Source organism: Pseudomonadota bacterium (assembly GCA_026388255.1).
Lineage (GTDB): Bacteria > Desulfobacterota > Syntrophorhabdia > Syntrophorhabdales > Syntrophorhabdaceae > JAPLKB01.
Window position 1 is genome coordinate 1 of sequence record JAPLKC010000119.1, and the last position, 24,973, is coordinate 24,973.

Genomic DNA, 24,973 nt, shown 5'->3' on the forward strand with positions numbered 1-24,973 from the left:
CTCCGACGATCTTTTAAACGAGCTAACAAGGATCTAATTAATGGATAGACTTTCACCTCTCCTTGTGGCAAAATCTTTACTGCGTATAGGTTGCATTTTGCACAGTCTGAAGGAGGTATAAGATGGGTGTGACTGTGCGCCAGAAGCAATCAGGTAAAGATAAGCCTTGGTGGGTTTTTATCAATTATCAGGGTAGGCGTAAAGCAAAATGTGTAGGAGACAAGAAAGCGGCAGACCGGGTAGCCTCCGTGATCCGCGAGAAACTGAAGAAGAATGAATTCTCTATTATTGATGAAGAAAAGAAGGCCCCCTGCTTCAAAGATTATGCAAAGGAATGGCAGATGAGTTACTCTAAGGCATTCTGTAAGGAATCTACTGGTGACGGGTACACTGTGATCATTAACAAGCACCTTATTCCCTTTTTTTCAAGCACGCCGATTAACCAGATCAAACGGCAGGATGTGAGACGGCTGATTGCATTAAAATTCTCTGAGGGGCTTGCGGCAGGCACAATTCGTAACATTCGTTTGTGCCTGTCAAGTATTCTTTCAACTGCTGTTGAAGATGAGGTTATTCAGATGAACCCGGCAATTCAACTCGGTAGAAAACTCAAAAAGTTTCTCCAGGCAAAAAAGCGGAGTTCGAACGTAGATTTCCTGACAAGGGAAGAAATGCACCTGTTCCTTGAGAGCGTCAAAAAGCATTGTCCGGAATACTATGCCTTCTTACTCTGTGCCGCAAGAACAGGCATGAGGGCAGGGGAATTGATAGGGCTTAAGCCAGGGGATATTGACTTCAATGGTATGTTTATCGAGGTCAAAAGGGGCATAGTTCGAGGTAAAGTGACGACGACAAAAAGTGACAAGTCCCGGCGGGTCGATATGTCACAGCAACTTGCAGAGACCTTAAGAATACACTTGCTGGAGACAAAAAAGACGATGCTTAAGAAAGGATGGAAAGAGCCGCCGGAGTGGTTGTTTTATAACGAGCAGCGGAACTTTCTTGAGATCAACAATGTGAGGAAGAGGTATTTTCATAAGTGTCTCGAAAAAGCAGGTCTCCGGCGGATAAGGTTTCACGATCTTCGCCATAGTTTTGCGTCTCTTCTCATTTCTCAGGGAGAATCGCTTGCCTATGTGCGGGATCAGCTTGGCCACAGTTCAATACAAATTACAGTTGATACGTACGGTCATCTTGTTCCAGGATCGAACCGTCAGGCCGTCGATAAACTCGATGATATGCAACCAACTGCAACCCAGGCGCAACCTGATGGATTTAAGGCAGAAAAAAAGGTACTTAGTATTACGCTAAGTACCTGAATTTGTTTGGTTGCGGGGACCGGATTTGAACCAGTGACCTTCGGGTTATGAGAACAAAGGAATTAGTTTACCTCTACTTACATCTACATCTATTATCTATTATAAATCGAGGTTATACGCAATTTTCTTTACTTCCTATTTACTCTGATTTACATTAAATAACAACTCAGATGATGGGGATAGTGATGGGGATAGAAATTTAAGTGAGGAGATAGATGCCAAAACAACAGCGTTTCAAGACTGGGTATCCGGGCGTATATTATATTGTGGGAAAGACGCCTGGTACCGAAAAACCCGATAAGATCTACTACATCTATTATAGGAAGTCCGGAAAGATCGTTGAAGAGAAGGCGGGTCGCCAGTTCAAAGATGATATGACTCCGGCAAGAGCATCGTTAATAAGAGCAGAGAGGATAAGAGGAGCAAAGCCTTCCAATAAAGAGCAGAGAGAGACGGAACGCCAAAAGAAAACGGAAAAAATCAATCGGTGGACCATTGATAAGCTGTGGGGCGAATACCTGAACAACAATCCGAGCCTGAAAGGCAAGGCAACTGATATCAACAGGTATGATCTTCATATCAAACAACCCTTTGGCGATAAGGAGCCGAAGGACATTGCTCCTCTGGATGTCGATGGCCTGAGACTTAAACTACTCAAGATAAGGAAGCCTGGTACAGTCAGGAATGTTATGGAGTTGCTGCGGAGGATCATGAACTTCGGAGTGAAAAAGCATTTATGCTCTGCGCTTAATTTCACGATCGAGATGCCGCAGGCGAATAATCTCAGGACAGAAGACCTTTCTCCAGAGCAGCTCGCGAAGCTACTGGAAGCCATAGAAGGTGAAGAAAATATTCAAGCCGCCAATTTTATGAAGATTGTTTTATTTACCGGCATGCGACGAGGAGAGCTTTTCCGTCTTCAATGGTCTGATATAGACTTTGATCGAGGCTTTATTTGTATCCGAGACCCGAAAGGAGGGATCGATCAGACAATCCCACTAAATGATGAGGCTCGCAATCTTCTTATAAATCATGAGAAACAAAACAGTCTATATGTCTTTCCAGGACGAAAAGGCAAGCAACGTACCGACATTAAAAAACAGGTTAACAAAATAAAGGATAAAGCAGGATTGCCCAAGGAATTTAGAGCTTTACATGGGCTACGACACCTGTTCGCGAGCATGTTGGCATCTTCAGGACAGGTGGATATGTACACCCTCCAGAAACTCTTGACCCACAAGAGCGCTGCGATGACCCAAAGATACGCACATCTTAGAGACGAGACTATGAGACAGGCTTCAAATCTTGCCGGAGGTATTATTGGAGACGCTATAAAGAAAGAGGAAAAGGGATAAACACCAGAACCGAAAGTCGAAAAAGCCGCAAAGAAAAAATAAATAAAAATAATTTTTCATCAATAAAACCCTTATAATCGGCAATACCCCTTGTGTACAAATCGATATGTAAGTTGAATGTTTGGGTGAACTATGTATGTGTTTAAGTGCAGCATCTGATGTTTAAGTAGACTATCTTGATCTGGAATAATTGTTTCTTATTAGATACATATATATATCTTTTTAATAACTATATCAATTGGTTATGTTGACAATATTGTATTTATTGCTATAATATAAAAAAGATGAGGAGGTGATAGCATAAACAGATAAATTTGTTAAAAACCAAAGAGACATAATCCGTTAACTCGTGATAGTTATCAATTCAATAGAGCTATTCGGCTCACATCTCCACCATTTCTAATAGTTTTACCTAATTATTTTAGTCTTTTATCATAATTTTAAGCGGCGGTAAGCTGCGATGAAAGCAATTTTATGAGGCAAGATTGCCCCTAACTTTTTCTTTCGGAGGGTTTTAACGTGGATACAACAGTGCTTTATAGGAATGAGAGGGAAATCGCAAAACTGACAGGAATTTCCTTGTCGAGTTTGCGCAATAATAGATCCTTAAAGAGGGGTCTTCCCTATATCAAGATAGGGAAAAGCATAAGATACAATATGTCAGATGTAATTAACTATTTAGAATCACATAGGATTGTAACAAAGGAGATATAGACATGAATGAAACAAAAAATAAAGGAAAAGAAAATGATCAAGCCTGTGGTGGCTGTACTGTTACCGCTTGTTACAGAACAAACAGCGAGGACTGCTATCTTAATTGTCCTGCCGATCCAGCATTTATCAACTTTGAATATGACGAAAAAACGCTGGATTATTTTCGTGCAACCCTAGAAATAGGGCCACTTTACGAGTAAGATCACCGTCCCCACCTTGCAATGGTGGGGACTTACAAAAGGAGGAAGTAAGATGTATTTTTCAAATAATCAACTTTTCAACGGAAAAGATAGTTTAGCCAACAGCAAAAAGGCAATCATAACTTCAACCATTGAAGATACCGATGCAGCCATTACTAAGGGTTTCGGGGCTATCATGATCACCGCCCCTATATTCAGTATAGAGGAACAAAAACAATTAAAGGATGTTTTAAAAACAATTCAGACGGTATACTTTCCCGTCACAAAGTCAGACCAGGCAAGTGTTAAAAACTGTATCGATATCGGCAAAACACTTTCCCTTATCGACAAAACAGTCTTTATTGCAGAAATTCCGAAACTGCCTGGGGCTCAAGATATCTCTCTACAGTCCTATTTCTCTAACCACACCGCAGCAGACTTCACAACTCTACTTGCTCATGCCGAATCCCTCGTTGATGTCCTCATCAAAGGAATACCGGCGGACTTCATCAGAGCAGAACAGGCTATCAGGTCTAATATTGCGCCGCTCCTCGCACAAATGAGCAACACGTCAGCTCAGTATTATGTTGATGTTATAAGGAAAAAATTAAAAACTTCGGCAAAGATTATCAGTCAACTCGTTGAGGACGCAAAAAAAACCCAAAAGAAAGAGAACAAAAAAGCTCCTGAGATAGAGGCAAACCCAGCAATGCTTGAGCTTGCAATGACAATCGCGCACGATCCTCAACTGCTCAAAAAAAGAATCGACGTTATCAACAGTACAGGCGTTGTTGGCGAAAGGGCAGTTCTCGCAATGTACGCGGCCGCTATAGACAGCAGGTTGATCCTCCAGGGAAATTCAAAAAGTCCTCAAATCGTAGCTTTACAAGCCACTGGACATTCGGGTAGCGGTAAATCTTTTTCGCTCTCTTCCACCCTGACCTTTTTTCCGGAAGAAAGTTATTTTGAATTGAGCGGCGCGAGTCCGAAGGCGTTGCTATACCTTCAGGAAGGGCTTGCGCATCGTTGTTTGATTTTCAGCGAGGCCCAACCCCTCCAGGGAGAAGAAGATGGTCAACTCAAATATATGGTTCGCAGTCTTCTTAGTGAGGGGCGCGTAAAATTTATTGTTACAACAAAAAATGAAGACGGAGCTTTTGTTGCAGAGGAAGTAATAATCGAAGGTCCTACAAGCTTTATAACGACAAGTACGCTGGAGACAGAATACCAATTACAGGACAGAATACTCGTTGTGCGCACGGATGACAGCATACAACAAACTAAAGGTGTGGTAAGAATGGAAGGTCTGAATCGGGCAAAAAAGACTGTGAGAGCTGATGAATCGGTTATAGATGCTTGGAGAGCCTTCCATGGAATGCTTGATCCCGTGCAGGTTGTAATCCCTTTTTCACCGGACATTTCCGAGCATATTATAAAAAATGATAAAATAATTATTGCCGCTAGACGGGCCTTCAACAAGGTGATGAACGTCATACAGACCATCACTTGTGTCTATCAACATCAAAGACAGAGAGATTCTGAAGGTTGGGTAATAGCTAATATGGCCGACTATTCTATGGCACTCCAGATCGTAAAAACAGCATTTGATGAGAACATGGGAGGCATAAACAAGACAACAAATGAGAGGCTCGAATATATAAAAGCTAATGGCCCTGTATCTCCGAAGGTTATTGCTTCCTCTTTCGGTGTCTCAAGAGTGGCAATTTCAAATTGGACAAAAAATGCAGTAGCCGACAACCTTATTGTGTGGGTTAAGGCGAACGGAACAAACTTCGTAGATGATAAATCGATGAGAGCGGCAAAACGGTCAGGGCAGGCATACCTGATTGCAACGATAACCGTTGAGCAGGGAAATACAAACCTGCTTCCCACGCCTTTTCAACTAACGAATGATGCAAGATGGGATAAAGATGGAGACTTAACCAAGCTTTACGATTTAAAGCTCGAACCCGCCCAGAAAACACAACAGGCTCTTGTACAAACTCCAACTCCAGTTCTTACTACTCCATCAGTGCCTTTCCCACCTTTTCTAAAACTCCCCGATGCAAGCGAGAACACATACGATTCTCCACCGACTCCCGCTGAAAATCAGGATATTACTGATATAGAGAGTATGGATACAGCAACCTATGCGCTGAATTATTTGGGGATAGACCTCGGAAGTTGCAAAGACGTAGAATTCGAAGACGAGGAACCTGATCCATCCTCAGACGAAGGCCCAGGCTACGAAAGCATTTTTTGAAAATAATTAATTCCGTGGGTGATAAGGGGTATGAAGGAGGTGTTAACCCCCTCCCTTAACACCCAAATCCATTTAACACATTAATATTATTAATATATTTTTTGGTGTTAAGGTGTTAAGGGGAAAATGGGGGGGTGGAAGGATGAAAATTTGAAAGGGTATAGGTAGGACAGAGTTAGCAAGAGTATGTTGAAATTCATTTTCATAAATAGAATTTTCGTTGTCAGTAGCAATCAACCCGGCAACGGAATTTATTCTGTACTTGAGGCAGAATGAAATGGCAATATTAAATTGTACAATATGTAATACTCTCTCTTGAATCTTTATCTATATACAAGATGCCTGTGATTGCAGAAAGATACGGAAGTACTTATGTAAACTATACTATAGAATAGTAATATTAAAATATAATTTATATTGTATATATATCTATACATATATAATAATGTTAATTAGAATAAGATCATTGATACTATTGATTATTGTATAATAATTATTTTTAATAATAATTGATATATACAATTTTATTGTACTAATATAGTTATTAAATAATATATATTATATATAATATAATAAGATTATATATTATATATCTAATTAAATAGATATATAATATTAATGAATAAGTATATATATTTAAATATTTATATTTCTATAGTCTTGGCATTTCATTTCAGTTTCCTTCAGAAATTAAAATAAATATTATCTGTATTGATATAACTATAAATACTAATATTACTTATATTTATATTCATTATATATTGGATAAGATTGAATATATTTATTCTTCTATTATTGAAAATTCTAAAAGATATTTCAATATAGTTCTATTCCTGTTTTCCAGATAATCTCCGCCTTAGTTACTAATTCTACATCACTGGAAACTCATGCCCATTAAAATTTTACCCTTCATTTTCCCATTTTTGGGGTTAACACCTTAACACCCAAAATATTTATAATAATTATAATATGTTAGGGGATTTTAGGTGTTAAGGGGGCACCTTAACACCGGGTTATCACCCATTATCACCGTTTTATGGAATTTTTTATTCCAATATTTTACAGGTTTGATTTTCATTGACCCTTACCGGTCCTTCTATTCCAGATGGATCGGCAGAAATCTACTGAAATCACCGTCCATGAGGAATATATCATTGGAAAAATGATTCAGCAGATTCAGTTTTGATTAGGAAGATTATTCAGAATATATTCAATTGCATACATATTTTCTATTTCTATGTACAATCTTGCCGATAAAAATCTATATACCAGAGCGTTTTCTCAAATTCTCTTTTCACAAACGTAATGATTCGCCTATCTCACGGTAGAGCGCTAGACTACCGGTTTAGTTAAAGGTGCTACATTTCTCATATTTTTGAGTCATGGAATGAACTCTCTGGAAGATTTGACGTTTTCTTGCAAAAATCCTCTTGCTTTTGTATATGAGGATGATTACAATATTTACAAGGTAGAGAATGATCTCTGGCCGGTAAAATACTCATAGGAGGTGAGAGAGCGGTACATAGACACAGAAAACAAGAATAAAGTATCACCAATTCAAACATAGTCACATTGTCAATAATTTTTAATTCGAAGAGTTTTATTCAATTAATTTACATAGAGAAGTAAATAATTTCGTAGCATAATTTGTTTCACATTGATCAGCTCTGCCCATGGGGCAGGCATAAAAAAGAAAAAAAGGAGGCCAAACATGGCTAACAATACTAGAAATGCAGCAGCAGTAAAGGAAAATATAACGACGAATAACGAAATGCTCACCCCCGACAACCTGTCGATGAAGTTGCTTAGAAAAACTGTAAAAGCGGCAGGCCTGGATATGTTAGATGATAATCCTTTGACGGTAGTAATAGGTCATCCTGTGGTTATTGAGCACGACCCAGAGGCCAAGAACATAATTGGATTTTCAACTGCCCTCAAGTTCAAGGAGGGCTATACCATGCATGAATACTTGGAGTGTGCAAACAAGATCAACCATATGCGCATTATCAAAGCACTCGTTCTTGATGAGAAGGACCCCCATCTTGTCATTAGCTTTGATTTTCTTATAACTGGCGGCATTACCAAGAAAGCATTCATTGGCACGCTCGCACAGTTTACTGCAATCGCTCTTCGCACCTATATGGATAACGAACACATTGTAGGATAGGCAGGAGCAACAGAGGCCGGAATCTTTATGGTTCCGGCCTTTTTCTATTTAAAGAGGTTTTTGCCAATACATTTACAGTTCAGAAACATACCCCTTATTTGTCAGCAGCAGATTCTGCTTCCTCGACAGCCTCTTGATCTGTCTCTCTCTTTTTAACGCTTCAGACAGGGTTGAACAGCCTTCAAAATAGACGAGTTTCATCGGCCGCCTTCCGCTTATGTACCTTGCTCAGCTTCTGGTGTTGTTATGTTCATGCAATCTTTTTTTAATGTTCTTAGTGCAGCCGGTATAAAGGGTCTTATCGGAGCATTCAAGGATATAGACATAGAATGAAGAACTTTTCATAAATATATTATTGACAGTCCAGACTATTCTCACCAAATGATTTATTCGGTTTCAAATAGCCTAACTGAAAGTAATTTTCAATGAATGCCGAATCCTCTCTGGATTCTGTCGATATCTCTATTTCTCAAACAATATCAAAATCTTCCTTATATCTTTTCAACATCACATGTTCATAAGCTGTTTAATAGTGGTGAAAACAGATCTGTAACATCTCAAAATCATATACTTCTTTACCAGATTGCCTATATTTCAAGCTTTATAAATATCCTTGAAATTACAAGTTGTTAACGTTGTCTTACAAGATAAAGCTCTTTTATCTCCATTTTCATATATTTAGTAATATCTGCATGTTACAGATGCAGTAATTTTCACAATCTATAAATAAGCGATATTTAAGGGTTTGCAAGGTGGCCTTAAAAGAGATAAAAAAAGAAGTTTTGTTAGCGGCAGAAGATTACAGATAGTTCAAGGAATTTGTATTGATATGTTGAGGAGTTGATGTGCAAGCAGAGTTTTGCCGATACTTCTATTTTAGAAAATGTGGCGATGATATGTTGAAAACATCGTCCATGGGGAATATGTCAATGGGAAGGTGATGAGGTGAAGATTCATTTAAAAGAGATTTTGCCGGTCAAATATCAGGATTTATCTTCTTATTTCTCCAGTAGATTTGTTACAATACAAATACAACATTTCTTATCAATGGAGGTCACATGAAACAATTTTTTTTTATTACCACATCTATTCTCTTTCTTGTTTCAGTAATTGTTTTTCCTATCCATTGTTTCGGTATGGCTAACCCTGCATCAGTCAACTGTATAAATAAAGGTGGAACTCTTTCTATACAGAAAAGAGGTGATTTGGGAGAATATGGCATCTGTATATTCGAAGACAACCGTCAATGTGAAGAATGGGCCATGTTCAGAGGAGAATGTCCGGTAGGTGGTGTAAAGATTACGGGCTATATAACTCCTGCTGCAAAATTTTGCGTGATTACCGGTGGAACATATACTCCCACTGGTGATAGTGGTACAGAAAAAGAAGAAGGGAGTTGCACCTTTAAGAATAATATATGCGACGCCTGGGAATACTATAATGGGAAGTGCAATAAGAAATGATAGAAGCCCCATGATTATTCGTTATCGGCGTGACCTTCAAAAGATATCTTGCCGATAACTTTTTATTTTCACAATTGCATCTGATAAAATAGCCTTTGATTCAACAAAGAATTTTGCCGATAAATAACATGGTCCCATACAAAAGCGCTTACTATTCAATGGAATTCATCGAAGAAGATGAAAAGATAATCGTATTATTTTATAATGATCAGGGTGAACTGATAGCAAAAAGGGATTTACCGAAATATACTACTGTTGCAAATCATATTGAAAGGAACCGGCAGAACTGATGGATAAAGCTACCCTTGATAACAAAGATAAACTTATCAAGATCATCAAAGCTCTTCTTCATACTGATGAGGATCTCAATTTTCTTATTCATTTAAAAAAAGAAGACCTTGAAAAACTTGCATCTATTGTCATGGCAAGAACAGATATTACGGATTAAATAAAGAATGGAATATCAATAATCATGTCATTATGCAATTTATTTGACAAACTATCTTAGACGGTAAATAATTGAATATTATTTTGATTTTCAGTCTCTGGACATAACATATGATTGCAATAACATCCGAAACCATCAAATATTCAGCATTGTTCATCATTGCATTACTTTTTTTCTCCTCTATCCCTGCCTCTGCTGAATTAAAAGCATTTGAAAAAGAATATACCTATCAGGCCAGTGAATTCGACAGTAAGGCCTCAAGCAGGACCATTGCACTGGAACAGGTAAAGAGGCTTCTTCTGGAGGAACTGGGAAGTTACCTTGAAAGCAGCACAGAGGTAAAGGACTTCCAGTTAACAAAGGATAGAATAGTCGCCCTATCTGCCGGTGTTGTCCATACTCATGTAATTGATGAAAAATGGGATGGAAGAAACTACTGGCTCAAAGCTGAAATTAAGGCTGATCCGGAGAATGTTGCACGCTCATTGGATACCCTCCGGAAAGACCAGAAGAAATCTGACGACCTTGAAGAGATAAGGAGAAAATCAGATCAGTCCCTCAAAGAAATTGAGCGTCTGCAAAATGAGGTGACATCACTGAAAAATGATATAAAGGCCAAGGAAACATATAATAAAAATGTGGAAACCTTGAAACAGGATAAGAACGTGCGAAATATTTCGGCTCCTAAGGCAAAACCTCAACAAGTGAAGAATCAGGCTGCAACTGCTAAACCATCTGCCGCCGAGTATAAATACTATGCCTCAAACAAATCAAAGAAGTACCACTATCAGTCCTGCATATATGCACAGAAGATCAACCCTTCAAATCTTGTTTCTTTTAAATCCGCCAATGATGCAAAGGCACAAGGATATGTTCCATGTAAGGTATGCAAGCCGCCTCTTGCCGATTAAACAAAGGAGATACCATGATTAAAGCCATCACGATATGCTCATTATTGATTTTCTTTACCTCTGCAATATCTTCAGCCCAATGCAAAATTGAATCATACTTCAGCCCCTACGATAACATTGAAAGCCTGATCGTAAAAAGATTGTCTGAAGCCAAGGAATCCATCAATTGTTCTCTCTATGGAATAACAAACAGGAAGATAACCGCTACCCTTATAGATAGAGTATCTAATGGTATTAATGTTACTCTCTGTCTTGATAAAACACAGAGTGCAGGAAAAAACAGCACCTATAGAGAACTGGAAAATGCAGGTGTAGAAATAGTTATCAAAAAGACTGGTGTCCTTGAACATAACAAATTCTGTGTTATTGATAACGAGAGAGTGATTATGGGGAGCTGGAACTTCTCTGAAAGTGCACAGAAACAGGATAACTCGGAAATTGATATCTCAGAATGTGCCGATAATATAAAACGTTTCAGGGATGCATTTGAGAGGATATACCAGAGAGATAGGTAGGGGTTATGATTTTGTCAGAAAGGTTTGTCAATTATTGAAATGAAAAGAAAAGTCTGGATGCCTGCTCCTCCAAAGAAACTGAGAATAAAGCCATCAGAACTGATCAAAACAGCAGTAGAGAATAAGGCGGATGAACTGGTTCGCGCCGTTCTTAAATCAAGATATATTCAACCACCTCCGGAGAATCCACAGTATAATTACATTATAGACATTTATACAAAATGGCACGGCAGTTATTTCTACTTCTATGCCATCTATTGCTGCCCTTTCCCTAATGCAATTTCACCAACTTTTGATTCAGGATTTGCAAGAATGGAATATATCGGCAAGAATCAGTTCGGTCTCTCTTATATGCGCCATACCGGACAATGGTGGGAAATTTATTCAGAATTATCTCTGGATGAATGTCTGATAAAGATCAGGGATGAAGAACATTTTGGGCTGTGAAAGGATGGTTTAGCGATAATTCATGCAGGCAATGATATGACAAAAACACATACAGGGCTCATTAGAAATGGATAAAGATCGTCTTGACAGGAAGAACTGATTAATAGTCAAATATTGAAGGAGAACACAAATTTTGAATACATATGAATTTCCCTCAATTTATCTTTTTCATACCTAAAGTGTTCTTATTCATAAATCTAATGAGGTGGTTATATGGACTTGAGAACTTTTCAAACGATGGAAGCGCCGGAATTAAGAAGCTATATTGAGTTCTTATTATGGCATTACAGGGTTGTTGATGGATCCTGGTTTCTCAAAGTAGAGGAAGAGTTTGATCAGCCTACCGCTGCACGTCTTACCGAAAGTATCTGGAGACACATACCAAAAATGGCAGCAAGAGATCTGGTAAAGCGTTTTGATATTAAGGAAAAGGGGTTGAAAGGTTTTGCCAAAGCCCTTAAGTTTTTCCCCTGGACAATTATAGTGGGATATGAGATTGAGGAAAAGGAAAACGAGGTGATTATAACTGTAGCTCACTGTCCTGCACAGGAAGCCCGGTTAAAAAAAGGTATTGGAGAAAATACATGTAAAGAGATGCATAAAGGTGAGTTCACAGCCTTTGCCCATGAGATCGACCCCGACATCAAGGTCGAGTGTGTCTTTGCGCCTCCCGACCCTCATCCAAGTGATACTTTTTGTAAGTGGAGATTTACCGTTTAACACCAATTTACCTTGGTAATATAACTTCAAGGTTACCAGTGAATCCCAAATTGGTTGTCTCTTGACGGATGTTTAACTAAGATTCAGAATGAGATACCATCTATAATCATTTGCATATAAAGGATTAGATTGCCACCCCATTTATCTCATCATTCAGAACCTTACTCAACCTGAAAAGTAAAACTCTTCTTGCCGTTATCTCCATTGCTTCGCTTGTCTGTGGATTTCTTCCTCTTCTGGCTCTTTTTTGTTTTACTATGAACTTGCCGAAACCGGAAATCTTTACGCCCTCATCTTTTGCAAGTGCTTCTTTAATAACTTCAAAGAATTTGCCTACTATATCGTAACATTCCTCTTTCGTAAAACCCAGTTTATCGTATACGTTATTCGCAATATCTATCTTCGTCATGTTTTCTCCTGAGAGTACAAGATTGTTTTTTGTTATTTTTTAACCATATTGGAAACATATCCGTCAATGATTAACCGACTATTATTATTAATTGTTTCAACAAAATAATCTTGCCGCTATCTCCTAACAAATGTTTTTCTATGTTTCAGAATCAAATCTATTTTATGATATATTTATTCAAATCATGTACGGTATTACACGAATAGATAATGACAAATCGCATACCCATTCATGGGTAGTAACCATATCCAGAAAAAATAAGAAATATTTTGGTTCTTTCAGTGATGCTACATATGAGAGTAAGAAAAAAGCTCTTGCCGCTGCAAAGAAATATCGTGATGAAATTCTTTCCCTATATGACCCTCTGACTCTAAAAGAATTCTGTTCTATTGTAAAACGTAATAGTAAATCCGGCATATCAGGAGTCTGTCGCTATAAAAACAATGAACCTGATAAAGAAGGTAATTACCGCTGGTATTGGATAGCCACCTGGTCACCTGAACCTGGAAAGACAAAGCAAAAGAAATTCTCTATAAATAAATACGGTGAAGAAGAAGCGTTCCATAAAGCTGTATTTGCAAGGAAGGAAGCACTGGAAAACATAAAGGGTTATTTCGATCCTGGGAGGAAAAGCAAATGAGAGAAAATGAATCCGCGAATAAGAAATCAGACAAGGTTATAAAAGCAATAAGGGCAGCATCTGCTATCATTGTTTTTGGAATACCTTTAATAACTGGAACAGCTTTAATGATCGGTTATGGTGCCTACAATATTTACAAGAAGATAAAACGTTAGGGATATATATGAAAATCTATTTTGCCCATCCATGCTTTACACCAGAACAGAGAGAGTTTAAGAAACAGTTTCTTTCCAAGATTTCTGCCGGTTTAATGCAGAATAATTTAAATAACGATATTATCATAATAGATCCCTTTGAGCATACTCCTGTAATTGAAGATAATACAGAAACTAAGCTGAAAATGGCTGAAACTGTCAAGATAGAATGTATAAAGCTTCTTGAAGAATGCGATATTGTTGTTGCCATCACAGATGATAATGATACCGGCACAGCCTTTGAAGCAGGTTATGCACATGCAGTCAATAAACCTATTATATTGATTTCTCAGGAGAGTTGTTCATCGGCAAATGCCATGTTGATAGGTTCAGCAAAGGTAATGGTTAATAATATCCTGGAAGATAGTGGAATGGAAAAGTTGATAGGGATGATAAGATTCTTTTATGATACATGGAAAGCTTCACAGAAGAAGCCGGAGAATAATTGAGAAGGGAGAGCTACAATGCTGCCAATATCCTCAAATCTTTATATTCAACACAGGCAATCCTATTCTTTGTATTGTATTTTCGCCTTTAAAAAGTTCTGTCTTTCTTTTTGGAACATCCCCCCTTTCTCCTTCATGCTGTACCTGCAGTTTTGCCGGTAAGCTCGATCCATGTTGAATTACATGTTTCCCGTATTTCTCAGACATTGCATCAATAGCGCAGTAGATTTTAGACATCTTTTCAATTCTTACAAGGTCATCAAAAAGCGTCATCTGTTTTCTGCCTTCAGGTACAAGACCGGCAAGAACAACACCTGTCTGACGATAAAGAACGTCATGTTTATAGATATGATTGAATCCCTCTCTTAAGACTGTAAATATATCGGCAGGATATGATGTAGGAGAGCTTAACTTTATTTCCACGGCATTGTCTTTGAAGTCCTGTCCTCTCAAAAAGATGATCAGTCTCATGGCTGCAAGCATATGGCGTCTTGCCTTGATGCATGCATTTTCAAGGTTCTTTGAAAGCTGAGCATAGACAAATGTCTCATCATTGCTTGGAGGCGTAAAGGTTTTTGCCTTGCTTATTGACTGATAGCTATTTTTTGATACTGCAACAACAGGGTTTATACTTCTTCCGTTAAGCTCATGCCATATTTCATGATGGGGCTTGTGGAGATATCTCTTTATGAAACCTTCATCCTTTCGGGCAAATTCGAGAGCTGTGGTTATGCCAAGTTTACAAAGATATGCTGCTGTGTTTGGGCCGATACCCCATACATCCCCAATTGGCATATTCAGATAAAGATGTATATCATGGCCGGGAATTATAGTTAATCCTTCAGGCTTACTGTACTTTGAACCTATCTTTGCCAGCACCTTTGAAAGACTTATGCCGATTGATACGGTAATGCCAAGCTCTTTTTTTATCGTATTCTGTATGTTTCCTGCTATCAATTCATAAGAACCGTGATAAAGCTGTCTTAATCCGGTAAGATCTACAAATGCCTCATCTATGGAATACTCCTCTACATCAGGCGAGAATCTTCTAAAAATATCAAACATCCTGACAGAGAAAAGGCTGTATGTCTCATAATCTGAGGGAAGTATGATGGCATCAGGACAAATCTGCTTTACTTCAAAGGTTCTCATACCTCTTTTTATGCCCCTTGCCTTGGCTTCATAACTTGCAGCAGATACAATTCCTCTTTCCTTGCCGGTAACAACGGGCTTGCCTTTAAGCTGAGGATTAACTGCCTGTTCGCATGATGCAAAGAAGGAATCGGCATCTATATGGAGGATTGCTCTCGGCCACGAATGGATTGTCAACGGCTGAGACATATTTACTTATACTTTCTTATTACTGCCGTTACCACACCCGCTATTTTGAGTTCGTTTTTAGGCTTGATAGGTTTATACTTCGGGTTTGCAGGTATCAGTGTTATGCTTTCTCCTCTTTTCCTGAGGTATTTCATGGTCCATTTGCCATCCACCTCTGCAATCACTATATCGCTGTTTTTGGGAGTCTGCCCTTTGTCCACTATTACCATATCACCTGGCAGGATACCGGCATCGGACATGGAATCTCCAGAAACTTTCAGCATGAAGGTGGCAGTCGGGTTATTAATAAGCAGTTTATCCAAGGAAATGGTATCGGCAAGTTCTTCCTCTGCAGCTGTAGGAAATCCGGCCTCCACTGTACCAAGCATCTTAACGGAATTGCCGATGGATTTTGGTATGAGCCTGCCCCTTTCGTCTTTATCAAGTACATTCATTTTCTGGAGTGAACTTACAAGCTTTGAGACTGCATTCTTAGACTTCAATCCTGTCAGCTCTGCTATTTCGGAGAAGGTGGGCATTCTGCCATGCTGATTGTAAAAAAGAGTTATGTCTTTGATCCTGGTCTTTATCGTGTCGGCATAGGGAGATGATCTCATGGTTATATTATAAGTGAACGATAGTTCACCGTCAAGTGATAATTGATATCATCCGTTATATATCACTATTTCTCACCCCCGATGGTCGCCATGCAGGAGAAATAACCCCTGGACCATTTTCCTGGGTGATTGTTGACGCCAATGTGACGGTATGCTCGCCGAATTTGTCATTAACGGTATCAACGGCCTTTGTAAGGGCAGCTTTCTTCTCCTGATTTGTTTCTTTAAAGAGAAGCATCTGATCACTATCTTTTCCAATAGATGACAGAGAAATGCCAAGAAGTCTTATGCTTTTATTGAGGTGAATGCTATTGAGAATAGCAACTGCAGATCGGTAGATTTTGCCGGTATCGTTTGTGTAGGCAGGCAAAGTGGTCTGTTTTGAAAAGGTTTTAAAATCTGTATACCTGACAGTGAGGGTGATCTTTTTGCCTTTATGACCATATCTTCTCGCCCTTCGCCCGACTTTTTCACTCAGTCTGAGGAGACAGCTTGTGATTTCTTCATGTTCCCATATGTCTTTCGGGAGAGTAACGCTATGGCCTATAGATTTTGGTTCAGAAGAAACTATCTCTAAGGGCCGTTCTAATTTTCCGTTACCCATATCTTTAAGGCGTTCTCCAATAATACCAAACTGTTTGGTCAGAAGAGAAAGGGGTGCTCTTCCAAGTGCACCACATGTTGTAATACCCATAGTCCGCAGCTTCTCTTCAGTATGAGATCCAATACCCCACAGCTTTTTCACCGGAAGTGTCTCAAAAACAGATGTTACCATATCCTCATTTATCCATAGAAAACCATCGGGTTTTGCAAGGTCACTGGCCAGCTTGGCGACAAGAATATTAGGCCCCATACCAACTGTACAGGTAATTCCAAGTTCTTTCTTTACCGTATCTTTTATAGTCCTGGCCAGATTTTCAGGGCTGCCCAAAAGGTGATATGAATTGGTTATATCGAGAAAAACTTCATCAATCGAGTAGATCTCGGCATCAGGAGTAAACCGGAGGCAGATTTCTTCCAGCCTTTTGCAGACTTGGGCGTACTTCTTGTTATTCCCTATTACAAAGATTATATGCGGACACAGCTTTTTTGCCTTGTAAGTGGTCATTCCTGTTTTAACCCCATATGCCCGTGCCTCGTATGAAGAGGTTGTTATTACTGTTCTCTCTCCGGCGCCGATAACAGCAATGGGCTTATCTCTTAATGTGGGATTGTCACGTTGTTCTACGGAAGCAAAGAAGGCGTCCATGTCAACACATACAATTATCCTCGCCATGTGAGATTATATCAAAATTCTGAATAAAGAAATAGTCTGGAGACAAGATATGATATAGCACTTATTGGCAATGTGAATTTGTCATTTATGGACCAGATTGATTATCATTTCTGCCATTGTATTGATTTCGTGGTTAAATATTCCTGCGCTTCCTTGTGACCCAATCTGGCAGCAGCAACATAATCTCTTAATGCATTTTGGTAGTTCAGCTTTTCATATGCTTTACCACGCTTATAATAAGTGTCGGCATCTTCAGGATTGTTTTCGATAATACTGGTGTATATAGCTATCTCATCTTTTCTGTTCATGGCAGCACCGGATAGTGCTTTGCCTTCTTCTCTTATCCTTTCTATTCTGTATTGCAGGTTTGGATGAGAATCAAATATGCCTGTCCTGTCTGTATCGCTGATGTTCTGAGAAATTGCGTAAGTCTTGAGCTTTTCCAGGGCACGGATATATGCGTCCGGTTCTATCCCATAAGACTTCCCTATCTTAACAGAATCCTTATCAGCATCTTCCTCCTGAGACCTGCTGTATGCCTTTGTAACCACGGGATTGATGAGCAAGTTTGCATATCCTACACCCGGAAGAAATGCATTTGCTATTTGGAAAGCTGTGGAAATAGCCTGAGAAGCAGCAACCTGTTTTCCTACATGACCAAGTTTGATATGGGCATCCTCGTGAAGCATAATGGCGGCAAGTTCTTCGTCATTCATCCTTTCAATAAGCCCGTTAAATATGATTAGTTGTTTTTTTGCGGGAGAGACAAGAGCGTTGGGTACATTGCTGTCCGCAATAAGTATTGAATATTTTTGTGCAGATATTTCACGGAGGGGGTAACGGTCAATAATAGTCTTTATTCTCTTATATGGTTCAGGATTATTTCTGGTATCAAGTACGGCCAGTTGGGATTGCGTAGCACATCCTGTTAATAAGATGAGAATAATTATAAGTTTTTTCATAAATGCACCATGTCTCCCCATTGCACTAAAACCATTTAAAGTGTAAAGGATAATAAATATTATGACAAGCGCTTGCGTTGAGAGACAACAATAATTCTTTGTCCACTGGATTAGGCAAATGAATTTGTGCAATTTCAAGTCGCCCGGGAATCTTGAAATATAACGGCAAATTGTTGATAGATTCCAGCAAAAAGGTACAACATGAAATTATGCCTAATAGGCAAAGACATTCCCATCTCTTATTCTGGAGATATTCTGCAGTCATTTCCGGTCATTCATAAACTACCATTAAGATTGATGATAGATGAGTTTCTGAAACGTCTTTCACTCCGTAATGTGCAGCAATGACCAGTGCAAAAATTAAAATTGCCTTTTATTAAGAACACCTACAAAACGGTAAGATTAGTGAATTATAATTTCGAGAATTACCGCTAGAAAGGCGGGATAACGAACGCTTCAGCCGCGCGACGTACGAGCGTCGGTAAGCGAATTGTTAGAGCATCGCACGCATATGTATTTATTGTTCAATTTCCATCCCTAAAAAACTTTCCGGAGTAACGATGGGTTCTTTGGGAAGTAATTCATATGCGTATTATGTGAGCTCCTAACACAACAGCTTCTTGTGGATTTGTCAGATTTCTTCCGACATAGTCTCCAGCGCGGTTTGAATGTCGGAAAGAATTTCATCGGTTTCCGCAAACAACAAGCTCATCAAATAACGGACAACCATTCATACAAGCCGAACGGTGGCAGCACGTCCCACAGCGATCCGAGCTGAAGTAACTTCGAAACGCTCCCATGTTTCGAGACTTTATCCAAATGTCCAGGAGTGTAGTCTCGTTGTCCAACTGATCGCCTCCCGCCAAGCCACTCTGGAAAGAACAGGGATATACTTTCAGATCCTCCGACACGTACATCGAGAATCTAGCTGCGTCGCAAGCGTCAACCATTGAAGTGTTGGTATTCGTGCGTGCAAACACTCCGCTTACGCAACATGCGTCAAAACCAACCTTCAATTTCCTCTGAGGCGAGGTAGCTAATCTGAAAAACTCTTCCAGCCTTGTACTGTGTCGCAATAGCTTTTTCTCAAACACTTTTCGACCAGATGGTTTGTAGTTCAGAAGAACAATGGCGTTAATGCCCCTCAGGAATTCGGGTGGCTCATTGAGCCAGTCTATTGCAGTGTCGATGCTGACGGCGTCCAATATGAAATGAACGTTGGTCTTGATACCGTTGTGGATAAGTTTCTTGATTGCATTAGAAGTTTCATCGTACGGTGGGTATGCAGAGATAGCCACAGCACCGCAATGCTTGCGCGTGGTTTCGAGGATTTCATCACTCAGGCCACGACCGTTCGTAGTGTAGTTCGGAACCACTCCTTTGGAAGCGGTGTACTCAAGGATTTCAACGAAGTCTGGATGTTGGTTAGGGTTGCCTCCCCCCAGCGCTACTTGAAACGTCCCCATATCTGCTGCCTGATCAATCACACTCTTGTAGTCATCCAGCGCCATGTGTTCACCACGCATAGCCGAGCATTTGTAGCAAAATGAGCAGTCTTTATCGCACCAATTCGTGATTGAAATGTCCATAAGCTCAGGCCCGTGTGGTGACCAGAACGGGTCTTTACACCCCTTATCTGGGACCCGTGCAAAGAAGCCGGTATCTGGATTGAAAAACGACGTATAACCCAAGCTCTTGTAGCGATTGGCTTTTAGCATACAATTACCAATAATTGTTGTAGGCGTTGATGTAGAAGCGGTCTGACTCGATCTCAAACATGGCCATACACAGAAGCGATTCCGCAAGAGCGCCGTCGCTGCTCAGCGCTGATGTGACGACGTTTTTTCCCTGTTCAATCGCATCTTTCATCTTCTCGATAACCTCGGGAGTGAACTCATGTGATCCTGCAAAGCTGTCAGCGGCCTCTTTTGTCGTGATTTGTTCTCCGTGGTGCCGAATAGCAGTGCTGATCTCGAAGTGCATCTGACGAAACAAATCCGCAACAGGGCTGTCTCTATCCACTCCCGCAGCTTTGAGAAAAGCCTCTTCGCTCAACTCCTCGTCTGAGATGTACACAAAAGACGTCGATGAGCTGTTTGAAACGAAATCATATTTGATCTTCATTCTGCGCCTCTTCTAACTTTTTAATGCATTCCAGTACGGTGTCTAGCTTATTATCCTCATATGTGTCGTCGATGACCTGTGGCAGCCAAGTCACCAAGAACACTCGATCTGCTTCCAAATTCTCTTCGCTTAAAGCTTTCCCATACCGAATTTCCAAATACTCCGCCAAGTTAGCATACTCGACTGAATAATATTTTTTGAACTCACCTTTGACTTCAATGGATGCGACAAACAGTGCGTCGTAGACGGTTCCGAAAAACTGCTCACCAAGACCTCCACGAGATACCCCCAATGCTGCGAGAAACTCTTCCCGATTGGGCACCCATGAAGTCGGGAGGGTCAATTTTATCTCATCCCTCATGCGCCCCCCGTCCTTCTGCTATTTCTTTCAGGCAATTTTGCACCTTAACAGAGACGGCATTTTGGCAGGCCTCAATAACACCGCCTACTTCCTGCGTAAGCTGAAACTTCGCAAAGAGATTAAGGGTGGTTTCCCGCTCAGCCCATTGAGCATACGGTGCAAAATGCAGTGCAAGTGCTAACGCTGGAATACCCAATCCAAGTATTTGCTCTTCTCTAAGGTCCTTCAAGCTATTTAACAGATCGCTGACTCGGTCCCGCCAACTACTGCCTCCAAAATCGGAAGAACGAGAGAACATCGCCCTCATGAACCGCTCGGATTCTTCATCGTCTAAACTGCTAACATGATCGAGCAAAATTCGAATGTTCAAAAGTTCCGAGTCCTCTCTTTTTCTGAACAGGAACCAAGCAACATGTCGGAGATCGCGTTCTGCAGTGCTACCCTTCAAAACGGTCTCCACCCGCTTTACGTCTTCGGGCTTTTGAATGTCTGCTGACAAGAGCGACAGATTGTTCAGAAAATGCTTCTGAAAGTCTTCCGAAGCCTCACAAGCGGCCAAAACTGTATCGCTGTTTTGCTTTCGAGCCAGAACATAGGCGTAGCGGAAAAACCCTTCATAGATAGGCCATTTGGGGATTTTCTCAAAAATACTATTTACTTTTAATGGATTCGACGCTGCAAGCTTCACGACGGAATAGTAAGCAAGCAAGAAATCTCGCAGTTCGTCGTATGTAAATGAGATGTTTTCAATGCCCAACGACGCAAGCCCTGTAGACGGGACCTCCCTCCGCAAAATGATATCCTCTCCTATTAACTGTTCAAAAATTTGTCGCTCGGCGTCATCAAATCCCTCAACAGATATCTGAGAGAAGTTCTCGTCGCCCAACATTCGAGAGCAAATCTTGTACAGTGAGTTCAATACCCTCTGCCTTGAAGAAGTAGGAAATTCATTGACCTTCATAATCAGATATTGTTCGAAGATATCGCCTTTGTAGATGTCCGGCACATATCCAATATTCTTACCCTCATGAATCTCGGAGAAAATCCGCAGTAGAATAAGATCGTTTTCTAAGAACTCGGCTGCAACATTGGAAAACCGTGCTTTGATCTTGAAGTGGCGCAAGTAAGCCTCCAGAAGTCGAGACTTATTTTCCTCCGACATCTTGTTGCGAAGGTCTTTCACACGATACAGATGGTCGGAGAACTGCGGTTCAAATACGCCGGCGAATTTGTGCTCAAAAAATTCGTTCCGACTGGTTAAGACGATTTTTACGAAGTCGTACTGACACAAGGCGTCAAGGAAGACTCGGAGCTCGGCAACAAACCCATCCAGGTCACCAACTTCGTTTATTCCGTCGATGGCTATTACAAACGGCTTATGGCACTCCTCAGCAACACTGTTTAGCAGTGTGAAGAGGTCGTGGAGGCTCGCGACATTGGGTGCAAACCGGTTATTTGTGATGTATGACAGAATTCGATCGGGACCTGGATAGTTGTTCAATGAGCGCGCAGGGATGAAGATTGTGGGAACCTCAAATACCCTAAATTGGTTTTCGATCAAGTCGCAAATGAAGTTTGTTTTTCCTTGCCCCGCCATGCCCGTAACTAGAAAAATCTTGGCTTGGGCAATTCCAATTTTTTTGGAGACCTTCTCAAGAGAACTGAACACTCCGCTCCCGTTTGACTCAATGTTGTACCGGAACACTTCCCAGTAGCCGGTTGAGTAGTCGCTAGGCTTAAACCGCTCAGCACGGTCACCATACCAAGAGAACGGAGAAACATGCTCTTGTAAAGTTTTAAGCGCTGTACTTTGTAGAACCAAACGAGCCCGAAGCTCAGACAGGTTATTTGGCGCTTTCAACGTGGCGATTTCGCCTAAATTGTCTGCAACGGGTTCGATTTTGGCCATACATAGGAGCTTATTGAAACGGGCCAGGTCAATTCGCCGTAGATCATCATCGATCTTTCTATAGAAGAACATGGGGTTTGCGAAATACCGCATTTCCTCTTTCGTTTCAGAGGTCTCCACAAAGACCGAGGGAATATATTTCTTTGTTCGTTTCTCATCCTCGATTTTTTGTTGGTTAACTGATAGAAATGCGTCCAAGTTGCTGCGGAATTTAAGGCTGGTATCCGCTTGTCGGAACTCCTCTTCGAGATGGGTGTTGATGCATTTGAGTTGCTCGTTAGTGAGTTCATTGAGCTTCTTCGCCAAGTCTTGAACATCGAGAATGTCAATCGAGGGATCGAACTCAATTGACAGACTGTTCGCCGCTTCTGTCAATTTTTGGGAGGTGTACGATTTTTGTCTCTCCGTTATTACATACACGTAGAGCCGGTCAAAATCGTTGCCGAGGTTGTGAGATTCAAATTTCTCCAGCGTTTCGCACACTTTACTGCTTGAAGAGTCAGAAGTGATTTGGATAGAGGTTCTGCTAGTTTTGCATCCTAGATCGACGGCTGGGAAATTCATTTGGATGCGATTTTGGTTGCACAGATCGGGGCAATCGAAAGCTATCTTGAAGACGGGGATAAGGAAGTCCTCCGCGATGGTGTTAATGTCGAATAATCCCATCGCGTTCGCGACTTTCACCTCGTGCGCAAAACGCCCTAAAAGAGTACTTGATCGTTGTAAGAGTTCTTGCCGTGTCATATTTTGATCAATAAACTTAGATTCTTAGTTTCATTCGTAGCATCTATGAGCACTTTATTGCAACTCATGACTTTATTTATCAGGCTCTAACAATTAACTATACAACAATTTTTGTATGTATATTGGATATTACAAATAATTTTGTCAGAATATCCAATATGCGTATATGGGATTGGAAAATTAAAATATTAAGACAAGAAGTTTTTTGATCCTACCCCCTTTATTTATTCTTTCGCTATTTCACAGAGTTGTCAAGTAATTTTAAATATCATTTCAGCGGTATGATGGTTACCACTTAAAATGAAGGATAGGACACAAATTCCAAAACTATTTAGTTCAGGAAGACAAAAATATCCTACAGAAACAAAAAACAATCTGCCAGGCATTTGCATATTTCAAACCGTATTCAATAGGTATTACTGAAATGCTGCTTTCACATCCGTATTTAAAGAAAGTATGCATCCTGTTTAATCAAAACTGCTTCGCATCCATCTTCATCCCTCCCACCATATATATTAAATCCTAAGCCACAACAACCCTGGCTAAATATCCCAACTATTATAAGAGGAGGTGAAAACCCTATGGATAACTGTATTCTTTCCGGCAATCTCGGTAATGATCCTGAGATATTCTACTCAGAGAATGGCAGCAACCCTGTAGCATCTTTCAATCTTGCATTCAAATCAGGTAAAAAGACAGGATGGATTAAAGTAGCATCTTTCCAAAAACTCGCTGAGATCGTTGAACAGCATCTCAAAAAAACCGTGTTGTCGTATCAGGCAGTCTTGATCAGGAACAATGGGAGAGTGAAGGAACAAAGCGTACCTCGTTCAAGCTCATTGCGGTAAAAACTCCCCCACCTCTCATAACAAGAAGTGGGGGTATGTGAGAAATCTCTCTCCGTCAACATCAACGAAAAAGAGATGAACAGATTATCTTAGAAAGTCAGATCAACGAAGATCAACGCCGATTTCGCACCAAATATCCTATGGGTAAAAAATATCCTGCCTCTCCCCCTGTTTTCTTATCGGAAGCGGGGCACCTCCATCATTATATATGAGAAGCAGGATACTAAAGCAAATGGGGCTGAACTCATGTCTCCCACATGGATCAACGGCTATCATGGGAGAGCAGCACACCTATATTTAGAAACCCCTTGGCCTTTGGGATTTCTGCCGCTAATAATATAGTTACATAATTATCACAGGTATATATTTATGAAGGGAACCAACTTTTTTGAAAGATATTCTCTTATTTTCAACGGCATTGCCATGAATGATTCTTTTTCAGACTGACTATATTGACATACCAGCAGAAATGACACATGGTATATTATATGGCATCCTTTAAGCATCATTGTGAAGAATCAATAAGGCTATTCGGTAAAGAATACGAAGAAGTACATCTTTGGCTTGACGAGTTTGCCGGTAGTAAAGAATATGGCATGAGACACCGTAAAATAAGGCATCA

At 40.2% G+C, this 24,973-nt stretch carries 26 protein-coding genes and 1 pseudogene; 17 read left to right on the forward strand and 10 right to left on the reverse strand.

Features of this window, described 5'->3' with window-relative positions:
• Nucleotides 1-122: 122 nt before the first annotated feature.
• The 6 genes from NT178_17125 (at nt 123) to NT178_17150 (ending at nt 7,997) form a co-directional block, all read left to right on the forward strand.
• Nucleotides 123-1,319 carry a site-specific integrase gene (locus NT178_17125; GenBank protein ID MCX5814244.1) on the forward strand — a complete coding sequence of 399 codons (1,197 nt, stop codon included), beginning with the start codon at nt 123-125 and terminating at the stop codon, nt 1,317-1,319.
• Nucleotides 1,320-1,534: 215 nt separating this feature from the next.
• Nucleotides 1,535-2,674, forward strand: coding sequence for a site-specific integrase (locus tag NT178_17130; protein ID MCX5814245.1), 1,140 nt, complete (start codon nt 1,535-1,537; stop codon nt 2,672-2,674).
• Nucleotides 2,675-3,205: 531 nt separating this feature from the next.
• Nucleotides 3,206-3,388: a helix-turn-helix domain-containing protein gene (locus NT178_17135; protein ID MCX5814246.1), complete on the forward strand. Its 183-nt coding sequence runs from the start codon at nt 3,206-3,208 to the stop codon at nt 3,386-3,388.
• A gap of 2 nt (nt 3,389-3,390) precedes the next feature.
• Nucleotides 3,391-3,588 (forward strand): hypothetical protein, encoded by a 198-nt coding sequence (locus NT178_17140; GenBank protein MCX5814247.1) that lies wholly within the window; start codon nt 3,391-3,393, stop codon nt 3,586-3,588.
• Nucleotides 3,589-3,640: 52 nt separating this feature from the next.
• On the forward strand, nt 3,641-5,830 hold the full coding sequence (locus NT178_17145) for a hypothetical protein (protein ID MCX5814248.1): 2,190 nt from the start codon (nt 3,641-3,643) through the stop codon (nt 5,828-5,830).
• Between the two features lie 1,711 nt (nt 5,831-7,541).
• Nucleotides 7,542-7,997, forward strand: coding sequence for a hypothetical protein (locus NT178_17150; GenBank protein MCX5814249.1), 456 nt, complete (start codon nt 7,542-7,544; stop codon nt 7,995-7,997).
• Nucleotides 7,998-8,069: 72 nt separating this feature from the next.
• Here NT178_17150 and NT178_17155 read toward each other — a convergent pair.
• Nucleotides 8,070-8,342, reverse strand: a pseudogene (locus tag NT178_17155) (GIY-YIG nuclease family protein).
• Between the two features lie 713 nt (nt 8,343-9,055).
• On the opposite strand from NT178_17155, the gene NT178_17160 reads away from it, so the two are divergent.
• The 7 genes from NT178_17160 to NT178_17190 all read left to right on the forward strand — a co-directional run bounded on the left by NT178_17160 (nt 9,056) and on the right by NT178_17190 (nt 12,501).
• Complete coding sequence (locus NT178_17160; protein MCX5814250.1) at nt 9,056-9,460, forward strand: DUF333 domain-containing protein; 405 nt, start codon at nt 9,056-9,058, stop codon at nt 9,458-9,460.
• A gap of 113 nt (nt 9,461-9,573) precedes the next feature.
• Nucleotides 9,574-9,750 carry a hypothetical protein gene (locus NT178_17165; protein MCX5814251.1) on the forward strand — a complete coding sequence of 59 codons (177 nt, stop codon included), beginning with the start codon at nt 9,574-9,576 and terminating at the stop codon, nt 9,748-9,750.
• A complete protein-coding gene (locus NT178_17170) occupies nt 9,750-9,908 on the forward strand; it encodes a DUF3944 domain-containing protein (protein MCX5814252.1) in 159 nt (52 codons plus the stop codon). Before NT178_17165 ends, NT178_17170 begins: the two co-directional genes overlap by 1 nt.
• Before the next feature lie 110 nt (nt 9,909-10,018).
• Entirely contained in the window at nt 10,019-10,819 is an 801-nt protein-coding gene (locus NT178_17175; protein MCX5814253.1) for a hypothetical protein, read from the forward strand.
• Between the two features lie 14 nt (nt 10,820-10,833).
• Entirely contained in the window at nt 10,834-11,334 is a 501-nt protein-coding gene (locus NT178_17180) for a phospholipase D-like domain-containing protein (protein MCX5814254.1), read from the forward strand.
• Nucleotides 11,335-11,373: 39 nt separating this feature from the next.
• Entirely contained in the window at nt 11,374-11,781 is a 408-nt protein-coding gene (locus NT178_17185) for a hypothetical protein (protein MCX5814255.1), read from the forward strand.
• 213 nt (nt 11,782-11,994) lie between these two features.
• Entirely contained in the window at nt 11,995-12,501 is a 507-nt protein-coding gene (locus NT178_17190; protein ID MCX5814256.1) for a DUF6125 family protein, read from the forward strand.
• Between the two features lie 124 nt (nt 12,502-12,625).
• On the opposite strand, the gene NT178_17195 is transcribed toward NT178_17190, so the two are convergent.
• A complete protein-coding gene (locus tag NT178_17195) occupies nt 12,626-12,910 on the reverse strand; it encodes an integration host factor subunit alpha (protein ID MCX5814257.1) in 285 nt (94 codons plus the stop codon).
• A gap of 130 nt (nt 12,911-13,040) precedes the next feature.
• Here NT178_17195 and NT178_17200 point away from each other — a divergent pair, with 130 nt between their 5' ends.
• Genes NT178_17200 through NT178_17210 form a run of 3 tightly spaced genes read left to right on the forward strand, consistent with a single transcriptional unit; the run spans nt 13,041 to nt 14,193 of the window.
• On the forward strand, nt 13,041-13,550 hold the full coding sequence (locus NT178_17200; GenBank protein ID MCX5814258.1) for an AP2/ERF family transcription factor: 510 nt from the start codon (nt 13,041-13,043) through the stop codon (nt 13,548-13,550).
• Nucleotides 13,547-13,705: a hypothetical protein gene (locus tag NT178_17205; GenBank protein ID MCX5814259.1), complete on the forward strand. Its 159-nt coding sequence runs from the start codon at nt 13,547-13,549 to the stop codon at nt 13,703-13,705. The genes NT178_17200 and NT178_17205 overlap by 4 nt, the downstream gene beginning before the upstream one ends.
• Before the next feature lie 8 nt (nt 13,706-13,713).
• Nucleotides 13,714-14,193 (forward strand): YtoQ family protein, encoded by a 480-nt coding sequence (locus NT178_17210; protein ID MCX5814260.1) that lies wholly within the window; start codon nt 13,714-13,716, stop codon nt 14,191-14,193.
• A 30-nt stretch (nt 14,194-14,223) separates the two neighbouring features.
• Here the strand turns inward: NT178_17210 and NT178_17215 are convergent, their stop codons facing one another.
• From NT178_17215 to NT178_17250, 8 genes are all read right to left on the reverse strand, one after another.
• Nucleotides 14,224-15,531 (reverse strand): DNA polymerase IV, encoded by a 1,308-nt coding sequence (locus NT178_17215; protein ID MCX5814261.1) that lies wholly within the window; start codon nt 15,529-15,531, stop codon nt 14,224-14,226.
• 2 nt (nt 15,532-15,533) lie between these two features.
• Nucleotides 15,534-16,127 (reverse strand): transcriptional repressor LexA, encoded by a 594-nt coding sequence (gene lexA, locus NT178_17220; protein ID MCX5814262.1) that lies wholly within the window; start codon nt 16,125-16,127, stop codon nt 15,534-15,536.
• Nucleotides 16,128-16,182: 55 nt separating this feature from the next.
• The gene (gene dinB / locus NT178_17225) at nt 16,183-17,403 is read right to left on the reverse strand and encodes a DNA polymerase IV (protein ID MCX5814263.1); all 1,221 of its coding nucleotides are present in this window, start codon (nt 17,401-17,403) and stop codon (nt 16,183-16,185) included.
• Nucleotides 17,404-17,507: 104 nt separating this feature from the next.
• Nucleotides 17,508-18,365: a M48 family metalloprotease gene (locus NT178_17230; GenBank protein ID MCX5814264.1), complete on the reverse strand. Its 858-nt coding sequence runs from the start codon at nt 18,363-18,365 to the stop codon at nt 17,508-17,510.
• 683 nt (nt 18,366-19,048) lie between these two features.
• A complete protein-coding gene (locus NT178_17235; GenBank protein MCX5814265.1) occupies nt 19,049-20,083 on the reverse strand; it encodes a radical SAM protein in 1,035 nt (344 codons plus the stop codon).
• Between the two features lie 4 nt (nt 20,084-20,087).
• Nucleotides 20,088-20,489, reverse strand: a complete 402-nt coding sequence (locus NT178_17240; GenBank protein MCX5814266.1) for a hypothetical protein — start codon at nt 20,487-20,489, stop codon at nt 20,088-20,090.
• Nucleotides 20,473-20,850: a hypothetical protein gene (locus NT178_17245; protein ID MCX5814267.1), complete on the reverse strand. Its 378-nt coding sequence runs from the start codon at nt 20,848-20,850 to the stop codon at nt 20,473-20,475. Before NT178_17245 ends, NT178_17240 begins: the two co-directional genes overlap by 17 nt.
• Nucleotides 20,840-23,503 (reverse strand): SMEK domain-containing protein, encoded by a 2,664-nt coding sequence (locus NT178_17250; protein ID MCX5814268.1) that lies wholly within the window; start codon nt 23,501-23,503, stop codon nt 20,840-20,842. Before NT178_17250 ends, NT178_17245 begins: the two co-directional genes overlap by 11 nt.
• A 581-nt stretch (nt 23,504-24,084) precedes the next feature.
• Here NT178_17250 and NT178_17255 point away from each other — a divergent pair.
• Entirely contained in the window at nt 24,085-24,351 is a 267-nt protein-coding gene (locus NT178_17255) for a single-stranded DNA-binding protein (GenBank protein MCX5814269.1), read from the forward strand.
• Nucleotides 24,352-24,973 lie beyond the last annotated feature (622 nt).